Genomic DNA, 15,269 nt, shown 5'->3' with positions numbered 1-15,269 from the left:
TTGGCCCACTTCTCGAACTCCAGATCGTGGGTGATGCCACGCTCCAAGGTCACACCCTCGTAGGTCGAGCGGCCTGGTGACTTGTGGTCATAGCTGTTCTGCCCACCGCTTCGGTGCTTGACCACCTCGGTGGTGCGCTTGAGCGAGCTGACCTTGGACACGCCGAGCACGGGCTTGCCGTCCCACAGCACGCGGAACTTGAAGTTCTTGTAAGGATCGATGCGGGTCGCGTTGACGACGAAACCGGTATTGGCCATGACGAGGTTCTCCGGTATTTATTTACAGATCACCAGCGATCTGCTGGGTGCTGATGACGACAAACTCGGCAGGCTTGAGCGGGGCGAAGCCAACCTGGATGTTGACGATGCCCTTGTTGCGGTCGTCCTGGTTGGTGGTCTCGCCGTCGCACTTGACGAAGTAGGCCTCTTTGGGGGTGCCCCCCTGGAAAGCGCCTTGGCGGAACAGTGAGTTCATGTAGGCGCCCACGTTGAGGCGGATGTTGGCCCACAGCGGTTCGTCATTGGGTTCGAACACCACCCACTTGGTCCCACGGAACAACGACTCTTCGAGCATCAAGGCCAATCGGCGGATGGGCACGTACTTCCATTCCGAGCCCATCTGGTCAGCGCCCACCAGCGTGCGTGCGCCCCATGCAATCCCGCCGTAAACGGGGAAGGTGCGCAGGCAGTTGATGGCCAGGGGATTGAGCACGCCGTTTTCGGCATCGGTCAGTTTGGTGTCGAGTTGCGCCACGCCGTCCAGCACGGCTTCGACCCCGGCAGGTGCCTTCCACACACCGCGTTGGCTGTCGGTGCGGGCGTAGATGCCCGCCATGGTTCCGCTGGCGGCCACGGAGCGCAGGCGGAATTCATTGACCGGGTCCGGGATCTGGGTGCGCGGAAAGTACAGCGCCGCGTTCTTGTTGCGGAACTCGTTGTGGTCTTCCAGCCAGTCCTTGATCTCTTGCACCTCGTTCTTGTCAGAGGGGAAGTCGATCAGGGCGAAGGCACGCTTGCGTTCGCAAAAGGCCAGCGCGGCGCTGTAGACGGCGCGCGTTTGCGTGTCGGGGAAGCCATCGGCCACCGCGCGCGGAATGCACAGGATGTTGAACAGGTCGACTTTTTCAAGGGCCTGCAAGCCGGTGAACAACACCGGGTTGCCGATGATGGCCGTGGCGTCGGGGGCGATGCCGTCGCCACCCACCGTGGACTTCTTGAGTGCCGCGATGTCCGCCCCAGCCACCAGGCCCAAAGGGTACTGCTGCACATTGGTGTTGTTGGCCGCCACCAGTGCCAGCGTGGTGGCCGTGGTGTCGGCCGCCGCATTGACGATGACCACGGTCTCGACTGGGTCGAAGGTGCTGCTGCCCTTGCCCGACAGCACACGCAGCCTCGTGCCCACCACTTCAACCGTGGCGCCGCTGTAAGACGTGGCGTTGACGTTGGCCGCCCGAATGGCTTTCTCCAGGCGGGGCCGGAGCTGGGCGAGCGTGGTGACGGTGCCGGCGAGCCAGACGTCCAGCGTGGCATCCACGGCGGCCAGCGCCCCGATCTTGACGCTGATCTTCTTGCCGCTGAAACCATTGAAGTCGGCCAGCGCCAGGGCGGCCAGATCGCCACTGATGGTGCCGGTAGAGGCCGGCCGATTGGTGGCGGTGGCACCTGCGCCTTTCACCACCTTGATCAACTTCGAGCCATCGTTGATCACCTTGACGGCATAACGTGGTTTGGTGTCGTCCATCGTGAGGTTCAGAAAGCGCTCACTGCCCAGAGGCCGGGCCTTGGCACTGGGGCCGTCATAGCGTGTCACGGTCAGGTTGAACAGCGTGGCCGCGTCGGGCTTGCTGAAGTCCACGTTGTAGTCCACGTCCACGCGAACGTTGTTGCCCCACAGGCCTTCGCTGTAGGCACGCACGTCCAGCACGGCCGCGCCTCCACCTGAGGCATCCGCCTTCAGGACCGCGCCGGCCAGTGACACCGGATGGGTGCCATCGGGCGTGGCCACGCGGATCACGTAAGCCGAGCCACCCCCATTTAGGAAGTACTGGGCAATGGCGTAGCTTGCCTCGCTTCGGTCATCCAGTCCGCCGAAGACGCGCTGAAAATCGGCCATGCCGAAGATCTCGATCGCCTCGTTCATGGGCCCTTCGCGGAAGAAGTCGATGAAAGCGGTGATCGAGGTGCCCACGCTGGTGATGGTGTGCACGCCGCTCGACACTTCCTGGATGTAGACGCCTGGGTAACTCACTTGCACCATGTGTGCCTCCTGGAACAGTCATTCAATCGATCAAGAATCTGCGATGAAACGGTCAAGCGCCTCATCGACCTTGGCGTTCAGGCCCGTGCGCCGGTAGCGCACCTGCCCGTCTGCCGCGTTGCTCGCCTCGATGACACCGGCCTGCTCCATTTGCTTGAGCGCATGGGCCAGGTCCACCAAGGACACCTCATCTGATTTCAACCACCACTGCGCAATGCCTACCAAGGTGTCGGACGCAAGTGGGTTCTGCCGCAGATAGCACGACAGGACACCCACGATCTTGGCGACCGAAGCAGAAACATTCATGGCGACATGCAATCCCTTGACCTGTCTCTACGCAATCTCGGTGCCATGCATTCAGCAGGCTGATCACAGAGGGAAAAGGCATCTCGGGCAGTCATGTCGGCGGACAAATGTGTCCACCTTGCACAGCAATCTCAAGCTTCAACCTTCATGTCGCCCCAGGAGAAAAGCACCTGGATGAATTTGTCCTGCCAGATGCGCGGAAATGTCCTGCTCAATGCGCAGCGGCATCTTTGGGCCGAAAGCGCTCGGCGCAAATGCCATGCTTGCGGATCAACTCGAACAGCGCGCGCCTGTTTTTCTGGGCCACCTCGGCCGCCTGCGTGATGTTGCCGCCATGGGCTGCCAGCAGGCGCTCCAGGTAGCCGCGCTCGAAGGCATCGACGATGCGCGTCTTGGCGTCGTGGAAGGATTCCTCACCGCCTGAATTGGCGTCGATCGCCTGCAGTTGAAGGTCGTCGGGCTGGATGCTCGACCCCTGGGCCAGCAGCACGGCACGCTCGATCACATGCTTGAGCTCGCGCACATTGCCAGGCCAGTCGTGGGCCAGCAGCCGCTTGACGGCCTGAGGTGACAGACCGATGGGTGGGCGCCCGGACTGCGCCGAGAACTGCTGAAGAAATCGCAAGGCCAGGGTGCAGATGTCCTCAGCGCGGTCGCGCAAGGGTGGCAGCAATACCGTCAGCACGTGCAGGCGGAAGAACAGGTCGCGGCGGAAAAGGCCGCGTTCGACCAGGCCGGCCAGATCCTGATTGCAGGCGGCGATCACGCGGACATTGGCTTTCAGCACCGAATCACCACCGACTGGTCGGAACTCCATGTCCTGAAGAAAGCGCAGCAGCTTGGCCTGGGCGGGCAGGGGCAGCGAGTCGATCTCGTCCAGGAACAGGGTGCCGCCTTCGGCTTCGCGCACCAGGCCGCTGCGCGTGGCGTGGGCACTGGTGAAGGCACCGCGCACGTGGCCGAACAGCTCGCTCTCCAGCAGGTCGGACGGGATGGCGCCGCAGTTCACCGCCACCATGGGCCGCGTGGCGCGGGCCGAGGTGTAGTGAATGGCGCGCGCGCAGACCTCTTTGCCAGTGCCTGTTTCGCCCAGGATCAGCACCCCCGCGTCGCAGCCCGCGATGGTGGGCAGCATGGCCAACTGCTTGACAAACGCGGGGCTGGAGCCGACCAGTTCCCGCAAAGCCGGTGACTGAACCTGGCTCATTTGCAGAGGTGATGTGACTGGCATGGCCCCCACAGCACGGCGCAAGCGGGTCAGCAAGGCCACCTCATCCAGCGGCATGCTCACAAAGTCGATCGCGCCCGCAGACAGCAAGGCCAGCAATTGTGGCTGCGTCAGCCCCATCACCACCGGGATCACAAGGCGGCGGGGATGCTTCAGGCGCCAGGCCGCGATGGTGGCGGCCACTTCTGCCACGTTGTCCGCGTCCACCAGCGGCAGCGACAGATCGCACGGCGCGCTTTCAGAAAGACAGGCATGCAGCTCGACCGTGAACAGATCGGTGGCCCCGGCCACGATGCAGTCATGCAACTCGCGGCCCAGCGCACCGTGCGGCTCACCCGCTGTCACTGAGCAGGTGAGCTGGTTCATCGTGATGTCTTGGTTGGCATGCGGGCTCCCTGGGTGAAGGGTTTGTTCTTGCCCGGATTCTGCGAGACATCAACGCATTGCAGTATCCCTACCTTGTCAGGGATCAGCGCTTGGGTTGTGGCGTCAGCCTCAGGTAAGGTGTGACGGCCTTGTAACCTTTGGGGAACTTCTGCTTGATCACCTCAGGATCTTGCAGCGAAGGCACGGTCAGTGTGCTGTTTGAGGCCAAGGCCTTTGTGGTGATCAAGCCCGTGCTGCAGCAAAATCAAAGCACCGTGCTGGCCAGGGCCTGATCCAGGTCGGCCAACAGGTCATCGATGTGTTCGATGCCCACTGACAGGCGGACGGTATCTTCGGTGACGCCGGCTTTGCCCAGCTCCTCTGGCGACAGCTGACGGTGCGTGGTCGAGGCAGGGTGGGTGGCCAATGAGCGCACATCCCCGATGTTGACCAGGCGCGTGAACAGCTTCAAGCCATCCAGAAAACGTGCACCGCCTTCACGGCCTCCTTCGACGCCAAAGGTCAGCAAGCCCGAAGCTTGGCCTGACAAATACCTTTTGACCAAGGCATGGTCGGGATGGTCTTCCAGGCCCGCATAGTTGACCCATTTGACGCGCGGATGGCGGCTCAGGTATTGCGCCGCCTTGAGCGCATTGCTGCTGATGCGGTCCATGCGCAAAGCCAGTGTCTCGATGCCTTGCAGGATCAGGAAGCTGTTGAACGGAGCGATGGCCGCGCCGGTGTTGCGCAAGGGCACGACACGCGCCCGGCCAATGTAGGCCGCAGGGCCCAACGCTTCGGTGTAGACCACGCCGTGGTAGCTCACATCGGGCTCATTCAGGCGCTTGAAGCGCGCCTTGTGTTGCGCCCACGGGAACTTGCCCGAATCGACAATCGCGCCACCCAGGCTGTTGCCATGGCCGCCCAAGTACTTGGTCAAAGAGTGCACGACGATATCAGCACCGTGCTCGAACGGCCGGCACAGGTAAGGCGAGGGCACCGTGTTGTCCACGATCAGCGGGATGCCATGGCGGTGCGCGATCTCGGCCACCTTGGCGATGTCGGTGATGTTGCCCGACGGGTTGCCCAGCGATTCGACAAAGATCGCCTTGGTGCGATCATCGATCAGGGGCTCGAAACTGTCGGGGTTGCGGTGGTCGGCAAAACGCGTGGTGATGCCGAACTGAGGCAGGGTGTGCGCCAGCAGGTTGTAGGTGCCGCCATACAACGCCGTGCTGGAGACGATGTTGTCACCGGCCTCGGCAATGGTCTGGATGGCGTAGGTCACCGCGGCCTGGCCCGAGGCCACTGCCAGCGCGCCAATGCCGCCTTCCAGCGCCGCGATGCGCTGCTCCAGCACATCCTGCGTCGGGTTCATGATCCGGGTGTAGATGTTGCCCGGCACCTTCAAGTCAAACAAATCAGCGCCATGCTGCGCGCTGTCAAACGCATAGGCCACCGTCTGGTAGATCGGCACGGCCACCGCCTTGGTGGTCGGATCAGGAGAGTAGCCCGCGTGCACGGACCTCGTTTCGAACTTCCAGTCGGGATTGGTGGCCATGTTGCTCCTTGGGTGATTGATGGATCAGAGTACTGCGATCGAGACTTCGGTCGATTTGACCAAAGCGATGACTTCCTGGCCAACGACCAGCCCCAGCTCCTTGACCGAGCGGGTGGTGATGACCGAGGTGACGATCAACCCCGAAGGGGTTTCAACGTCGATTTCCGAAACAACGGTGCCGTCAACGATTTCTTTGACTTTGCCGCGAAACTGGTTGCGTACATTGGTGGCGCTGATGGTCATGGGTGTCGAGTCAGTTGTCAATGTCGAAGGTTTCACCTTAGGGGGTCTTTCTGGCTTTGAGAAGTGATGAGTTGGCATGCCGATGTGCAAAAAAATCACATGGCTGCTTAATAATCCTGGCAAGCCTTATCCTTTCACCCAAGCCTGACCATGAGCAATTTTTCGGACGACATCTACACCGAACCCTCCAATGTCGATGTCGACACCCTGGCCAACTTGGGGCCGTTGCGTGGGATGGCCGGCATCTGGCAGGGCACCCGTGGCCTGGACATCAAGCCCAAGGCGGATGGCCCCCGCAGGCAGGCCTATGTAGAGCGCATGGAATTGCAGCCCATCGACCCGGTGACCAACGGCCCCCAGCTCTTGTACGGACTGCGTTACCTGGTGCTGATCACCAAGCCTGACCAGGCCAAGACCTACCACGAGCAAGTCGGCTACTGGCTTTGGGAGCCGGCCACCGACACCGTGACACACACCCTGACCATTCCCCGGGCACAGACCGTCATGGTGTCTGGCCAGGTCAAACCTGATGCGACCAGTTTCGAATTGGTGACCACCAACGGCGCAGGCATTTGCTCCAGTCCTTTCATCGACCACGCCTTCAAAACGGTGGAGTTCCGCATCAAGGTGCAGTTCAACGCGGACGGCACCTGGGCCTATGACGAAGACACCGTGATGATGATCAAGGGCCAGACCGAACCCTTCCACCACATGGACACCAACCACCTGAGCAGGATTGGCGAGCCAACGCCCAACCCGCTCGCCCAGATCCGCTGAGGCCGCGTGGCGTCGTCGTTATCCCGGCCCGTTGATCGGTTTGACCGCCTGGATGCCCTGCGCGGCTTCGCGCTGGTGTGGATGGCGGTCTTTCACTTCTGCTTCGACCTGAGCCACCAAGGCCTGCTGGCCGCCAACTTCTACGAGGACGCGTTGTGGACCACGCAGCGCACCTGCATCCTGTCGCTGTTTCTGCTGTGTGCGGGCGCCGGGCAAGCGGTGGCCACCACGCAAGGCCAGTCTTGGCCACGCTTTTGGCGCCGCTGGGCGCAAGTGGCGGGCTGCGCGGTGCTGGTGTCCCTGGGCAGCTGGTTCATGTTCCCGAACAGCTTCATTTACTTTGGCGTGCTGCACGGCATGGCCGTGATGCTGATCGTGGCGCGCCTGAGTGCGCCTTTGAAGCATTGGCTTTGGCCTTTGGGCGCTCTGGCGCTGATGTTGCCCAGGCTGATCCAGCACCCATTTTTTGACTCACGCGCCACCAACTGGCTGGGTTTGGTCACCTACAAGCCCATCACTGAAGACTATGTGCCGGTGCTGCCCTGGCTGGGGCTCATGTGGTGGGGCATGGCGGCCACCCTGTGGCTGCTGGCCAGGCATCCGCATTGCATGGCTTCTGATGTGGGCAAGCGCGGCAGGGGTGACAATTCAGGCTTGACCACGATGCCCTTGACCGCGTTGGCAACCCTCGGCCGTTGGAGCCTGACCTTTTACATGCTGCACCAGCCCGTGCTGATCGGTGCCCTGAACGCCTGGATTTTTTTGAAGTGACGACACCATGACCCAAGACGAAATGAAAACCCTGGTGGGCCACGCTGCCCTGGACTACGTGGGCTCTGGCAGCGTGGTGGGCGTGGGCACGGGTTCGACCGTGGACAAGTTCATCGACGCCCTGGGCTCCGCGCTCATAATCGATCCCCTGAGGGTGATCGGTGCCGTGTCCAGTTCAGTGCGCAGCACCGAGCGGCTGCTGGCGCTGGGCGTCAAGGTGTTGCCGGCCGAATCGGTCACCAGCTTGGCCGTCTACATCGACGGCGCGGACGAGATCAACCACCAAGGCGACATGATCAAGGGCGGTGGCGCTGCTTTGACCCGCGAAAAAATCGTGGCCGACCTGGCCGAGCGCTTTGTGTGCATCGCCGATGACACCAAGCTGGTGGACACGTTGGGCCGCTTCCCCTTGCCGGTGGAGGTGATCCCCATGGCGTCGGCCCAGGTCATGCGCCGCTTCACGGCCATGGGTGCGCAGGCCAAGGTGCGTGAGGGTGTCACCACCGACAATGGCAATCTGATCGTGGACGTGACCGGCCTGTCCATCACCAACCCCGCTCAAATGGAATCAGACGTGAACCAATGGCCCGGCGTGGTGACGGTGGGCATCTTTGCCCGCAACCGCGCCTCGGTGTGCTTGCTGGGCACACCCACCGGCGTCAGAACCTTGACCTTTTGACGCGCGTCAAACCACGCTGGCTCAGAACTTGAAGCCGGGTGGTGGCGCAGGCGTCGAACTGGGGGCCGGACTGACATTGGTGGGGGTGTCGGCTTGCAGGCGCAGCGGCTCAGGCACGGGCGCGCGCACTTCGGGTGCGACCAACGGCGTGGCCGCGGGCTGTTTGTAGCTGGCGGGCAGCGCCGATTTGGTCGGGTAGCCCGCTGCGTCCAGATAACCTGTCCAATCAGCTTGGGCAAAGCCCACCAACTGCTTGCTGCCGACCTTCAGCACCGGCAACTGCTGCACGCCTTCCTGCTTTTGCAAGGACAGGATGTCATCAGATGTCTCCACTGTTTTCTCGGTGTAAGGGATGCCACGGCCTTGCAGCATCTGCCTCGCGCCATCGCAGGGTACGCATTTGGACGCCGAGTAGAAGGTGACCGGGTATTGGCTGGCCACGCGCTGCAACTCGAAAGGCAGGCCAGCGGTCTGCACCACGGTGCCATTGGTTTTGAGCGTGGCGGCGGGCCGGTCTGCTGGCGGCCGGTCGGTGTAGGTGACGCGGCCATCCGGGGCCACGACCTTGTAAAGGGCCCAAGCTGGGCCAGCCGTGACCAGGGTCATGCCCAAAACGGCCGTGGCCAGCAAGGAAGAGGACTGCAAGTAACGACTCATGTGGTTTCACCTAGCTTTTGGTTCAGCTCATGCCTTGGTGACGCAGCAGGGCGTCGATGCTGGGCTCTCGGCCCCGGAAAGCTTTGAAATTATCCATGGCGGTGCGGCTCCCGCCGGCTTCCAGGATTGACTCGCGGTAACGGCGGCCTACTTCCTGATTCAGCACCCCGGTCGGTCCTGAGGCCGCTTCTTCGAAAGCGGCATAGGCGTCTGCCGACAGCACCTCGGCCCACTTGTAACTGTAATAGCCTGCCGCGTAGCCGCCTGCAAAGATGTGTGAAAAGCTGTGTTGAAAACGATTGAATGCGGGGGGAATGTTGACCGCGACTTCCTGGCGCACTTCGTCCACGATGGCCTGCACGCACTGGTCGGTGCCCACCTCGGCGTGGATGCGCATGTCGAACAGTGAAAATTCCACTTGGCGCAAGGTGGCCATGCCGCTTTGGAAGTTCTTGGCCGCGTTCATCTTGTCGAACAAGTCGCGCGGCAAGGATTCAGCGGTGTCCACGTGGCTGGTGAGCTGCTGGACCACGTCCCACTCCCAGCAGAAGTTTTCCATGAACTGGCTGGGCAGTTCGACCGCGTCCCATTCGACGCCGCTGATGCCAGACACGCCAATGTCGTCCACCTTGGTCAGCATGTGGTGCAGGCCATGGCCGAATTCGTGGAACAGGGTGGTCACGTCGTCGTGGGTGAACAGGGCGGGCTTGCCGCCAACGGCTGAGGCGAAATTGCAGACCAGGTGGGCCACTGGGGTCTGGGTTTGGTGGTTGTCGGGGCGCGTCCAGCGGCCACGCACGTCGTCCATCCACGCGCCAGGGCGCTTGCCGGATCGGGCGTACAGGTCGAGGTAGAACTGGCCGACCAGGCTGCCAGCGCGCTCGATGCGGAAAAACCGCACCGACTCGTGCCAGACGGGGGCGCTGTCCAGCTTGATGTTCACGTCGAACAGGGTTTCAATCAATTTGAACAGCCCGGCCAGCACGGTCGGCTCGGTGAAGTACTGTTTGACTTCCTGGTCGCTGAAGGCGTAGCGGGCTTCCTTGAGCTTCTCGCTGGCAAAGGCGGTGTCCCAGGCTTGCAGGTCGGTCAAGCCCAGCTCAGTACGGGCGAAGTCACGCAACTCGGCCATGTCCTTTTCGGCGAAAGGGCGGGCGCGGCGGGCCAGGTCGCGCAGGAAGTCGCTGACCTGCTGTGGGCTGGTCGCCATCTTGGGTACCAGGGACACATCGGCAAAACTGGCGTAGCCCAGCAGGGCGGCTTCTTCCTGGCGCAGGGCCACGATTTGCTGCAGCAGCGGCGAGTTGTCGCGCTCGGCCGGGCCGGTTTCGCTGGCGCGAGTGGCGTAGGCGCGGTAGAGCGTTTCGCGCAGGGGGCGGTGCGTGGCGTACTGCATGACCGGCAGGTAGCAGGGCATGTGCAGGGTCAGCTTGTAGCCCTCCTTGCCCTCGGCCTTGGCGGCCGCCAAGGTGGATTCGACCACGTCGGCGGGCACGCCAGCCAGCTCATCAAGCGTGGCGCAGTAGCTGTAGGCGTCGGTGGCGTCCATCACATGCTCGGAGAAAGCCTGCGACAAGCCCGCTTGCAGCTCCTGGATTTCGGCAAAGCGTTTTTTGGCGTCGCCTTGCAACTCGGCACCACCCAACACGAAGCCACGCAGGGCGTTGTCGAGCGCACGGTGGCGGGCGGGGCTGAGTCGCTGGCCTTCGGGCGATTGTGACAGGGCCTTGTACTTGGCGTACAAGCGTTCGTCAGCGCCCAGGCGGGTGTAGAACTCGGTCAGGCGTGGCAGGTTCTCGTTGTAAGCCGCCCGGATTTCGGGGGTGTCGGCCACGGAATTGAGGTGCCCCACGGCGCCCCAGGCTCGCCCCAAACGCTCGGTGGAAACGTCCAGCAACAGCGACAGGGTGTCGTAGTCAGGCGGCACGTCGGGGCCAGTGACCTTGTCCAGCGCGGCTTCCACCTCCTTGAGCAGCACGTCCATGGCGGGCGTGACATGCGCCGGCAGGATGGTCGAGAAAGCGGGCAGGCCGGAGGTGTCGAGCAGCGGATTGGGTGTGGTCATGGGCGTGCGTTATTGAGTTGGTGGCGAGTTACAGGCGTTCAGCGGCTTCGATGGTGTTGACCAGCAGCATGGTGATGGTCATGGGGCCGACACCGCCCGGCACGGGGGTGATCCAGCTGGCCACTTCCTTGACGCCGGCAAAATCGACGTCGCCACACAGCTTGCCTTCATCATCGCGGTTCATGCCGACGTCGATCACGACGGCCCCGGGCTTGACCATGTCGGCAGTGAGCACATTGCGCTTGCCCACCGCTGCGACCACGACATCGGCTTGACGCGTGTGGTAGGCCAAATCTGGCGTTGCACTGTGGCAGACGGTGACGGTGGCGCTGGATTGCAAGAGCATCAGGGCCATGGGTTTGCCCACGATGTTGCTGCGGCCGATGACCACGGCGTGCTTGCCGCGCAGGTCATAGCCGATTGATTCGAGCATCTTCATGCAGCCGTAGGGGGTACACGCCTTGAAGCCCGGTTCGCCGACCATGAGGGCGCCGGCGCTGGCCACGTGGAAGCCGTCCACATCCTTGAGGGGCGAGATCGATTCGATGACCTTGTGATCGTCGATGTGTTTGGGCAGGGGCAGTTGCACCAGGATGCCGTGGATCGACGGGTCGTTGTTCAGCGCCTCGACGCGGGCCAGCAGTTCAGCCTCGGTCAGTGTGGCGGGGTATTTTTCGAGCACCGAGTGCAGGCCGGCATCCTGACAGGCCTTCACCTTGTTGCGCACATACACCTGGCTGGCCGGGTTCTCGCCCACCAGGATCACGGCCAGGCCCGGGGTGATGCCTCGTTCGGTGAGCTTTGCGGCGCGAACGGCCACTTCAGCGCGGAGTTGCTTGGACAGGGCGTTGCCGTCGATCAGTTGTGCGGTCATGGAGCGGGCTGCAATTCAGTCAAAAAATGGGTCGAAAGAACGAAAAAGGCCGCACGGATGCGGCCTCTTGATGCGCGTGAGGGCGCAAAGCCCCCGCAGGCCTTGCTCAGGGTTTGGCCGGCGCGCTAGCAGGCTGTGCGCTGGCACCGAGGGCGATCTTGAGCAGGTCGGCCACGGTGTTGGCGTTGAGCTTTTCCATCACATTGGCGCGGTGGGCTTCCACCGTTTTGATGCTGATGCCCAGGTCGTCGGCGATCTGTTTGTTCAGGCGGCCGGCCACGATGCGCTCGAGCACCTGCGCTTCACGCGTGGTCAGGCGCGACAGCAGGGCTTCGCGGCTGGCGGCCTCTTGCGAGCTGGAGAACGCGGTGCGGGCTTCGTCGAGCATGCGCTCGACCAGGGACACCAGGGCGTCTTCCTTGAATGGCTTTTCGATGAAGTCCATCGCGCCTTTTTTCATGGTGTTCACGGCCATGGGCACGTCGCCGTGCCCGGTGATGAACACGATGGGCAAGGGCGATTTACGCTCAAGGAGCTTGTCTTGAAGTTCCAGGCCGCTCATGCCATCCATGCGGATGTCGGCGATCAGGCAGGCCACTTCACGGGGATCGAACCGAGCCAGGAAGGATTCGGCCGAGTCAAAACAGCGTACCCGGTAGTCTTTACCTTCGAGAAGCCATTGCAGCGAATCGCGCACGGCCTCGTCGTCATCGACCACATACACGGTGCCTTTTTTGGGGATCAGACTCATGGGTTATCGGCTAGCAAGTCGTTGGAGGGAGGGGTGACCGAATCGGGGAAATCCAAGGCACCACTGCTGTCGACCGGGAGGGTGAAAGTGAACTTGCACCCCATCACCGTTGAACCATTGTAGATGTTCTCGGCGCCAATGCGACCTTGGTGTGACTCGATGATGGATCTGCACAAACTCAGGCCAATCCCCAGGCCTTCGGCCTTGGACGAATGGAATGCCTCGAAAAGGCGGCTGCTCATCTCTGCCTTCATGCCAGGCCCGGCGTCGGTGACGACAAATTCCACCACCTCGCCCTGGTCTTCGGTTTTGCGCAACTGCACGCGCAAATCAACGTGGCGGCGCGACTGTGGCATTTGCGCCGAATCGATGGCCTCGGCCGCGTTCTTGAGCAGGTTCAGCAGCACCTGTTCAATCAGGATGGGGTCAACCATCAGCGTGGGCAGGCGCTGGGCGATGGTGCTGTTGAGTGTGACGCGGCGGCGGCGCATCTCGAATCCGGCCAAATCCAGCACGGCTTCGATGATGTCGCGGGCGCGGGCGGGCTGGCGCTGAGGCTCGCTGCGTTTAACGAACTGGCGGATGCGGTGGATGATTTGCCCGGCGCGCTGGGCCTGGCGAGCGGTTTTTTCCAGCGCCTCGATCAGGCCTTCGTTGCCGATGCTGCCCGATTTGATTCGGCTGACCATGCCGCTGCAATAGTTGGAGATGGCGGCCAGGGGCTGGTTCAACTCGTGCGCCACGGTGGAGGCCATTTCACCCATGGTGATCAGGCGGCTGGTGAACTGGGCTTTTTCGGCCTGGCGGGCAGCGGCTTCCTCGCCCTGGCGGCGGGCGGTGATGTCGGTGGCGATCAGCATTTGCGCCAAGTGGCCGTCGGTCCACTGGATGTAGCGGGCGCGCACGTCGAACCACTTCTGGGCCGATTCCATGTAGATGTCCCGGGCATCGACACCGGCTGCGGTCAACTCCTGGGTGGGCAGGTTGCCGAAGTTGTCGACGGATTCATCGCCATCGGCCAGGTCGGCCGGGTCAAACTCGCCACCGGTCAGTTCCGAGTGGGCGCCCGGATTGGCGCCAAACCACAGACGGTATGAGCGGTTGGCAAAGAGCAATTCGCCTCGTTGCACAGAGACCACGGACACGGCCGCGTCCAGGCCTTCCAGCACGGTGGTGAAGCGCTCGTGCGCGGCGGTGAGCTGGTCACGCACGCGCTTGGCCTCGGTGATGTTGGTGACCGAGGTCATCCAGCCGGTCTGATTGCCTTGCGAGTCAATCAGGGGCGAGACGTACATGCGGGCGTCGAACTGGCTGATGTCGCGGCGCTGCATCACCACTTCCACGCCACCTGTCGGGCTGCGGCCCAACAGCTCTTGCTGGAACATGCGGTTGAACTCGTCCAGCCGGTCTTTGGGCCAGTAAGGGTAGGGTGGCACAAAGCCAATCAGCTCGTCTTCGGCAAAGCCAGTCATGGCGCAGAAGGCGGGGTTCACGTAGGTGATGCGGCCTTCCAGGTCAATGGTGCGCATGCCGGTGAGCATGGAGTTTTCCATCGCACGGCGGAAGTTGGTTTCCTGCACCAGGGTTTTTTGGATCTGGGCGCGGCGGCGCATGTGGCGCAGTGTGCCCACCAGAGTCCACACGGTGAGGGCTGACAGGGCCACCACCATCCAGAACAAGGTGTTGCCGACCAGGTTGGTGGATGTGCGAAAACCCATGCCCCGCAGGATCAGGCCATTGCCCACCGGCGTGACGATCACTTCATGCACAAAAGTGGGTTTGGCCGAGCCTTCAGTCGAGGCGCTGACGGTGCTGGTCAGAACCTCGCCGCCAACCTGCACCAGGCTCATCGCGTGGCGGCTGACGATCTCGCGCGGGACCATGTAGCGCATCAGCGCCTCCAGCGAGTACTCGGCCGACAGGGTGCCGATGAAGCCGGTGCTGTCGATCAGCGGCACCTGGATCTGGATGACGCGTGCCGCCAAGCCGTTGATATAGGGCTGTGAATAGACCGGCTGGTTGCGCTCCTTGGCCAGTTTGAAGGCGCTTTGAGGCGCTTGAACCCCCCGAAGCGGATCGTAGGACGACAGGCTGGCGTAGGGGTCCAGGTTCAAACCCTGGGGCGCGGGCAGGTACAGGTTCATGGCGGAATGGGTCGCCTTGACCGTTTCGTCCGCCTGCGTCCAGGCCACGCTGATGACCTCGGGTCGGGCCCGCACAAAGTCACTGGCCTGGGACATGAACTGCTCGGAGTTCACGGCCTTGATGCTGATCTCGCGGGCCAGGCGCAGCAACTGCTCCTGGCTTTCGATCATGCGCATGCGGATTTGTTGCTGCACGACCTCGGTATCGCGTTTCACCGACTCTTGCTCGCGCTCCAGCTCTTCGTTGCGCAGGTACCAGAAGGCCGCGATGATGGCGGCCAAAAACAACAGCACGGAGACCAGCGGCCCCAGGGTGGCGTACCGGTCTTGCTGGTTGGGCGATTGCTTGCGCCACCACTGCCAGAAGAAGCGGTTGGAGTTGCCCGCCCCAGGCGTGCGTGAGGCGGCGGTAGACAGCGATGAGCGAGACGGCATCCGTTGATTATCGTGTGGTCTCCCACAATCGACGCACGGCCTGAGAACGGGTGCAATCGCGGCTCAATTCCAGCGTTAAGGATTCACGCTATTGCCCCATTCACTGAGGGGATGGCTGATACTGATGACACTGGTACCTACCAACGGAGACTTAGC

14 protein-coding genes and 1 pseudogene are annotated in these 15,269 nt (G+C 62.5%); 3 read left to right on the top strand and 12 right to left on the bottom strand.

Annotated features, from left to right (window positions below):
• The 7 genes and pseudogenes from H7225_RS11790 to H7225_RS11760 form a co-directional block, all read right to left on the bottom strand.
• On the bottom strand, positions 1 to 257 hold a 257-nt coding region (locus tag H7225_RS11790; protein ID WP_290662019.1), incomplete at its 3' end, for a phage tail protein.
• A gap of 22 nt (positions 258 to 279) precedes the next feature.
• The gene (locus H7225_RS11785; protein WP_290662017.1) at positions 280 to 2,256 is read right to left on the bottom strand and encodes a phage tail sheath subtilisin-like domain-containing protein; all 1,977 of its coding nucleotides are present in this window, start codon (positions 2,254 to 2,256) and stop codon (positions 280 to 282) included.
• A 30-nt stretch (positions 2,257 to 2,286) separates the two neighbouring features.
• Positions 2,287 to 2,562, bottom strand: a complete 276-nt coding sequence (locus tag H7225_RS11780) for a hypothetical protein (RefSeq protein WP_290662015.1) — start codon at positions 2,560 to 2,562, stop codon at positions 2,287 to 2,289.
• A gap of 211 nt (positions 2,563 to 2,773) precedes the next feature.
• A complete protein-coding gene (locus tag H7225_RS11775; RefSeq protein ID WP_290662013.1) occupies positions 2,774 to 4,156 on the bottom strand; it encodes a sigma 54-interacting transcriptional regulator in 1,383 nt (460 codons plus the stop codon).
• A 103-nt stretch (positions 4,157 to 4,259) separates the two neighbouring features.
• Positions 4,260 to 4,367 (bottom strand): annotated as a pseudogene (locus H7225_RS11770) (peroxidase); the annotation flags it as partial.
• 54 nt (positions 4,368 to 4,421) lie between these two features.
• Entirely contained in the window at positions 4,422 to 5,717 is a 1,296-nt protein-coding gene (locus H7225_RS11765; RefSeq protein WP_290662011.1) for an aminotransferase class I/II-fold pyridoxal phosphate-dependent enzyme, read from the bottom strand.
• A gap of 24 nt (positions 5,718 to 5,741) precedes the next feature.
• Positions 5,742 to 5,960, bottom strand: coding sequence for a TOBE domain-containing protein (locus H7225_RS11760; RefSeq protein WP_290662009.1), 219 nt, complete (start codon positions 5,958 to 5,960; stop codon positions 5,742 to 5,744).
• Positions 5,961 to 6,110: 150 nt separating this feature from the next.
• Between H7225_RS11760 and H7225_RS11755 the strand changes: the two genes are divergently transcribed.
• The 3 genes from H7225_RS11755 to rpiA are packed head-to-tail and all read left to right on the top strand — an operon-like array spanning position 6,111 to position 8,187.
• Positions 6,111 to 6,737, top strand: a complete 627-nt coding sequence (locus tag H7225_RS11755) for a heme-binding beta-barrel domain-containing protein (protein ID WP_290662007.1) — start codon at positions 6,111 to 6,113, stop codon at positions 6,735 to 6,737.
• A gap of 6 nt (positions 6,738 to 6,743) precedes the next feature.
• Positions 6,744 to 7,508, top strand: coding sequence for a heparan-alpha-glucosaminide N-acetyltransferase (locus H7225_RS11750; protein WP_290662005.1), 765 nt, complete (start codon positions 6,744 to 6,746; stop codon positions 7,506 to 7,508).
• A 7-nt stretch (positions 7,509 to 7,515) separates the two neighbouring features.
• Entirely contained in the window at positions 7,516 to 8,187 is a 672-nt protein-coding gene (rpiA, locus tag H7225_RS11745; RefSeq protein WP_290662003.1) for a ribose-5-phosphate isomerase RpiA, read from the top strand.
• Between the two features lie 21 nt (positions 8,188 to 8,208).
• Here rpiA and H7225_RS11740 read toward each other — a convergent pair whose 3' ends face one another.
• From H7225_RS11740 to H7225_RS11720, 5 genes are all read right to left on the bottom strand, one after another.
• The gene (locus tag H7225_RS11740; protein ID WP_290662001.1) at positions 8,209 to 8,844 is read right to left on the bottom strand and encodes a glutaredoxin family protein; all 636 of its coding nucleotides are present in this window, start codon (positions 8,842 to 8,844) and stop codon (positions 8,209 to 8,211) included.
• A gap of 22 nt (positions 8,845 to 8,866) precedes the next feature.
• Positions 8,867 to 10,909 carry a M3 family metallopeptidase gene (locus H7225_RS11735; protein ID WP_290662000.1) on the bottom strand — a complete coding sequence of 681 codons (2,043 nt, stop codon included), beginning with the start codon at positions 10,907 to 10,909 and terminating at the stop codon, positions 8,867 to 8,869.
• Between the two features lie 28 nt (positions 10,910 to 10,937).
• On the bottom strand, positions 10,938 to 11,783 hold the full coding sequence (folD, locus tag H7225_RS11730) for a bifunctional methylenetetrahydrofolate dehydrogenase/methenyltetrahydrofolate cyclohydrolase FolD (protein ID WP_290661999.1): 846 nt from the start codon (positions 11,781 to 11,783) through the stop codon (positions 10,938 to 10,940).
• 106 nt (positions 11,784 to 11,889) lie between these two features.
• Positions 11,890 to 12,534, bottom strand: coding sequence for a response regulator transcription factor (locus H7225_RS11725; RefSeq protein ID WP_290661998.1), 645 nt, complete (start codon positions 12,532 to 12,534; stop codon positions 11,890 to 11,892).
• On the bottom strand, positions 12,531 to 15,113 hold the full coding sequence (locus tag H7225_RS11720) for a PAS domain S-box protein (RefSeq protein WP_290661996.1): 2,583 nt from the start codon (positions 15,111 to 15,113) through the stop codon (positions 12,531 to 12,533). Before H7225_RS11720 ends, H7225_RS11725 begins: the two co-directional genes overlap by 4 nt.
• Positions 15,114 to 15,269: the final 156 nt, after the last annotated feature.

The organism is Aquabacterium sp., assembly GCF_014378415.1.
Lineage (GTDB): Bacteria > Pseudomonadota > Gammaproteobacteria > Burkholderiales > Burkholderiaceae_C > Aquabacterium.
This window is presented reverse-complemented; position numbering and strand designations above follow the sequence as displayed.

Bases quoted from the DNA above. Each gene is read 5' to 3' on its own strand.
- H7225_RS11725 (WP_290661998.1), bottom strand. From the start codon at position 12,534: ATGAGTCTGATCCCCAAAAAAGGCACCGTGTATGTGGTCGATGACGAC.
- H7225_RS11740 (WP_290662001.1), bottom strand. From the start codon at position 8,844: ATGAGTCGTTACTTGCAGTCCTCTTCCTTGCTGGCCACGGCCGTTTTG.
- H7225_RS11780 (WP_290662015.1), bottom strand. From the start codon at position 2,562: ATGAATGTTTCTGCTTCGGTCGCCAAGATCGTGGGTGTCCTGTCGTGC.
- H7225_RS11785 (WP_290662017.1), bottom strand. From the start codon at position 2,256: ATGGTGCAAGTGAGTTACCCAGGCGTCTACATCCAGGAAGTGTCGAGC.
- folD (WP_290661999.1), bottom strand. From the start codon at position 11,783: ATGACCGCACAACTGATCGACGGCAACGCCCTGTCCAAGCAACTCCGC.
- rpiA (WP_290662003.1), top strand. From the start codon at position 7,516: ATGACCCAAGACGAAATGAAAACCCTGGTGGGCCACGCTGCCCTGGAC.
- H7225_RS11760 (WP_290662009.1), bottom strand. From the start codon at position 5,960: ATGACCATCAGCGCCACCAATGTACGCAACCAGTTTCGCGGCAAAGTC.
- H7225_RS11735 (WP_290662000.1), bottom strand. From the start codon at position 10,909: ATGACCACACCCAATCCGCTGCTCGACACCTCCGGCCTGCCCGCTTTC.
- H7225_RS11775 (WP_290662013.1), bottom strand. From the start codon at position 4,156: ATGAACCAGCTCACCTGCTCAGTGACAGCGGGTGAGCCGCACGGTGCG.
- H7225_RS11755 (WP_290662007.1), top strand. From the start codon at position 6,111: ATGAGCAATTTTTCGGACGACATCTACACCGAACCCTCCAATGTCGAT.
- H7225_RS11720 (WP_290661996.1), bottom strand. From the start codon at position 15,113: ATGCCGTCTCGCTCATCGCTGTCTACCGCCGCCTCACGCACGCCTGGG.
- H7225_RS11765 (WP_290662011.1), bottom strand. From the start codon at position 5,717: ATGGCCACCAATCCCGACTGGAAGTTCGAAACGAGGTCCGTGCACGCG.